The following is a 3,874-nucleotide window of genomic DNA, read 5'->3' as shown; positions in this document are numbered from 1 at the left end:
GGGTGCGGAATGTGGGTTGTAGCCGCATTACACCTAGATATACATACTTGTAAAGTATTTTTAACAAAATGTTAAATTTTTATGTAATAACAAATTTAAATAAATTAATTCGGAAAATTCGCAAAATAACTTATTGAATTATTGATATATTGTGGGGTAAGCTACAAATTCTGTGATGTGCAACTTCTTCTTTTCTTGCTCATCCCATGACTAAATCTGTCTCAGATCCAAATTGCCTTCATGATCAATCTTTACCCGTTTGAGGTCAAGACATCAGGAAAAAAAGAGAATAGCCACAAACCAGCTTGATAACTGGAATGTAGCTTTTAGTCCAAACTTCCCAGACGGCTCATAAAGCCAGTTTAGTCAGGTATGGAAACTCAAGATGAAAAGATTTTGTATTCCTGGGACGAAAAATAACAGCGTCTAATACAGTACGTCTGAAAATATGGTAAGAAATTGGTTGCGGCAATTATCACTGCAACCTAACTCCTGCAGAATTAATACTGCCAGCATAGAGCCGTATCGCCCCTAAATATAAGGAAAACTTATAATCTCATTAAGAATCAAGAAAGAGTAGCAATGAGAAAAAGTTGCACATAACGTGATTTGATAGTAAAAAGAAAGACTTCTTGGAAGGAAAATATGTCTTACGCGCAAACTAAGACTCAGGCTAAGTCTGGGTATCAAGCTGGGGTTAAAGATTACAGACTAACTTATTACACACCTGATTACACACCTAAAGATACAGATTTATTAGCAGCTTTCCGGATGACCCCCCAACCCGGAGTTCCTCCTGAAGAAGCTGGTGCGGCTGTAGCTGCTGAGTCTTCTACTGGTACATGGACAACAGTATGGACAGACTTGCTCACCGATCTAGATCGCTACAAAGGTCGTTGTTATGACATCGAACCAGTCCCTGGTGAAGACAACCAATACATCTGTTACGTTGCTTATCCTTTAGACTTGTTTGAAGAAGGTTCTATCACCAACGTATTAACCTCCATCGTAGGTAACGTATTTGGTTTCAAAGCTTTACGGGCTTTGCGTTTGGAAGACATTCGTTTCCCTGTAGCTTACATCAAGACTTTCCAAGGACCTCCTCACGGTATCCAAGTTGAGCGCGACAAATTGAACAAGTATGGTCGTCCTCTGTTGGGTTGTACAATTAAGCCTAAATTAGGTCTTTCCGCTAAGAACTACGGACGTGCAGTTTACGAATGTTTACGTGGTGGTTTAGACTTCACCAAAGACGACGAAAACATCAACTCTGCTCCCTTCCAAAGATGGCGTGATCGCTTCTTGTTCGTAGCTGAAGCTATCAACAAAGCACAAGCAGAAACCGGCGAAATCAAAGGTCACTACCTCAACGTTACCGCCCCCACCTGCGAAGAGATGATCAAACGGGCTGAGTACGCTAAAGAACTCAAACAGCCCATCATCATGCACGACTACCTGACCGCAGGTTTCACCGCTAACACCACCTTGGCTCGTTGGTGTCGTGACAATGGTATTCTGTTGCATATTCACCGTGCTATGCACGCTGTAATTGACCGTCAGAAAAACCACGGTATCCACTTCCGCGTATTGGCTAAAGCTCTCCGCTTATCTGGTGGTGATCACATCCACACCGGTACAGTTGTTGGTAAGTTGGAAGGTGAACGCGGTATCACTATGGGCTTCGTTGACCTATTGCGTGAAAACTACGTTGAGCAAGACAAGTCTCGTGGTATTTACTTTACCCAAGACTGGGCTTCTCTACCTGGTGTAATGGCAGTTGCTTCCGGTGGTATCCACGTATGGCATATGCCCGCATTGGTGGAAATCTTCGGTGATGACTCCGTATTACAATTCGGTGGTGGTACTTTAGGACACCCTTGGGGTAATGCTCCTGGTGCTACAGCTAACCGCGTAGCTTTGGAAGCTTGTATCCAAGCTCGTAACGAAGGACGTAACATGGCTCGTGAAGGTAACGATATTATCCGCGAAGCTGCTAAGTGGTCTCCTGAGTTGGCTGTTGCTTGCGAACTATGGAAAGAAATTAAGTTCGAGTTTGAAGCAATGGATACCGTCTGATGATTTAAGATTTGCGATTTTGGATTCATAAACAATCCAAAATCTAACAATCTAGAGGGCTGGGTCAATCATGGATTTAAAGCAAATTGCGAAAGACACAGCCAAAACTCTCCAAAGCTACCTGACTTATCAGGCTCTAAGGACTGTATTGGCACAGCTAGGCGAAACAAATCCTCCTCTAGCACATTGGTTGCAAAACTTCTCGGCTGGAAAAATCCAAGACGGAGAAGCTTATATTGAGGAACTGTTTCTAGAGAAGTCGGATTTGGCTTTGCGGATTATGACTGTCAGGAAATACATAGCTGCGGAAGTGGCAGAGTTTTTACCAGAAATGGTCATAACTGGGATTCAGCAAGCCAATATGGAACAGCATCGCCAGCATCTCGAACGCATCACGCAACTAAATTTATCAAGTACCAGCCCAAAAACTGAAAGGCAAACAATATCTGATCCTAATTTAGATAATTTATCTAATTAGTCATTCAATTTTGGATTTACGATTTTGGATTTTGGATTGACTCGATCTCCATCCTAAAGTGTAGAAGCTTGAAAGTTTTAGATTTGGGATTTACGATTTTTCCCTCCTTCAGGACGGGGACTTGTAGCAAATTTTTTTAATCTAAAATCTAAAATCTAAAATTCCCGGTCAGTCAACCAAGTAATAAAAAATCTCCCCCACTTATCAAAAGCTATGCAAACTTTACCAAAAGAGCGTCGTTACGAAACCCTTTCTTATCTTCCCCCTCTGTCTGACGCGCAAATTGCCAAGCAAGTTCAATACATTTTGAACCAAGGCTACATCCCCGCAATTGAGTTCAATGAAACTTCTGAACCTACAGAACTTTACTGGACAATGTGGAAGTTACCTTTGTTCGGAGCTAAGTCTACTCAAGAAGTATTAGGCGAAGTTCAAGGTTGCCGTTCTCAGTATGGTAACTGCTACATCCGTGTTGTTGGTTTTGACAACATTAAGCAGTGTCAAGTTCTTAGCTTCATCGTTCACAAACCCAGCAGATACTAAAATCTGATTTGGTTTAATTAAGCTTATTTATACCCTGGTGAGAGATAGAGTTTTCTATCTCTCTTTTTTAGTTTTTAGTACAGAGTATAATTGTCGGTTGAGTAGCACATACAAAAGGCTAAAGGTGGTAATTATGCAACAAATTACTGTTAATAAAGCATCTCAACACTTGTCTGATTTAATTGAAGCACCACTTAATAGTGATGAAATTATCATCATGCAAGATAATCAACCTGTGGTTAAATTAATTCCTGTTCTGTTTTAATCTTTTTTAAGTCCATAAAATCAAATCTCCTGAAACAACATAATATTAAGTTGAAATTCCTGTTTATCTGTAGTTTAAAACTGTAAAAAAAAAGTATTTATACGGTTGCGGCTTATAGCTAGAATGTGTAAACATTTTTAGAAAAATTAAGACACTTATTTAAAAAAAATACTTATGGAAACTCGAAAAATAACTACAGGACAGGCCAAGTTAAAAATAACCCTTTGGAATGCAGAAGCAGAATCAACTTCGAGTAGTGATTTATACTTGTGGCTGCAGGAGATCGGTTTACCCGAAGAAGTCGTAACAAGATTACACGAGATGATTCGCAATACTATAAGAGTTGGTAAAAAAGTTGTTTCCATAGGGAAGGTTAATCAACAGTAAACTAAAAGCTAACAATTATTAACAATTACCCACATTTAGTTGGTTCACCCTCAAGTTATATTTTCTGTAATATGGGCATCTAGCCTACCTTCCGCACCTTAAACTGTCACACAACGAAAATTGGT

General features: G+C 40.0%; 5 protein-coding genes. All 5 read left to right on the top strand.

The window, feature by feature from the left end; genetic code table 11:
* Positions 1-645 precede the first annotated feature (645 nt).
* The 5 genes from CUN59_RS19665 to CUN59_RS19645 all read left to right on the top strand — a co-directional run bounded on the left by CUN59_RS19665 (position 646) and on the right by CUN59_RS19645 (position 3,749).
* On the top strand, positions 646-2,076 hold the full coding sequence (locus CUN59_RS19665) for a form I ribulose bisphosphate carboxylase large subunit (RefSeq protein ID WP_104389422.1): 1,431 nt from the start codon (positions 646-648) through the stop codon (positions 2,074-2,076).
* 70 nt (positions 2,077-2,146) lie between these two features.
* Complete coding sequence (rcbX, locus tag CUN59_RS19660) at positions 2,147-2,554, top strand: RuBisCO chaperone RbcX (protein WP_104389421.1); 408 nt, start codon at positions 2,147-2,149, stop codon at positions 2,552-2,554.
* A 213-nt stretch (positions 2,555-2,767) separates the two neighbouring features.
* Positions 2,768-3,097 carry a ribulose bisphosphate carboxylase small subunit gene (locus CUN59_RS19655; RefSeq protein ID WP_104389420.1) on the top strand — a complete coding sequence of 110 codons (330 nt, stop codon included), beginning with the start codon at positions 2,768-2,770 and terminating at the stop codon, positions 3,095-3,097.
* A 133-nt stretch (positions 3,098-3,230) separates the two neighbouring features.
* The gene (locus CUN59_RS22395) at positions 3,231-3,362 is read left to right on the top strand and encodes a type II toxin-antitoxin system Phd/YefM family antitoxin (RefSeq protein ID WP_133164056.1); all 132 of its coding nucleotides are present in this window, start codon (positions 3,231-3,233) and stop codon (positions 3,360-3,362) included.
* Between the two features lie 174 nt (positions 3,363-3,536).
* Positions 3,537-3,749, top strand: coding sequence for a hypothetical protein (locus CUN59_RS19645; protein ID WP_104389419.1), 213 nt, complete (start codon positions 3,537-3,539; stop codon positions 3,747-3,749).
* Positions 3,750-3,874: the final 125 nt, after the last annotated feature.

The sequence above is a fragment of the Cuspidothrix issatschenkoi CHARLIE-1 genome (genome assembly GCF_002934005.1).
Lineage (GTDB): Bacteria > Cyanobacteriota > Cyanobacteriia > Cyanobacteriales > Nostocaceae > Cuspidothrix > Cuspidothrix issatschenkoi.
Note: the sequence above shows the minus strand (reverse complement) of the source record. Positions and strands in the feature narration are given on the sequence as shown.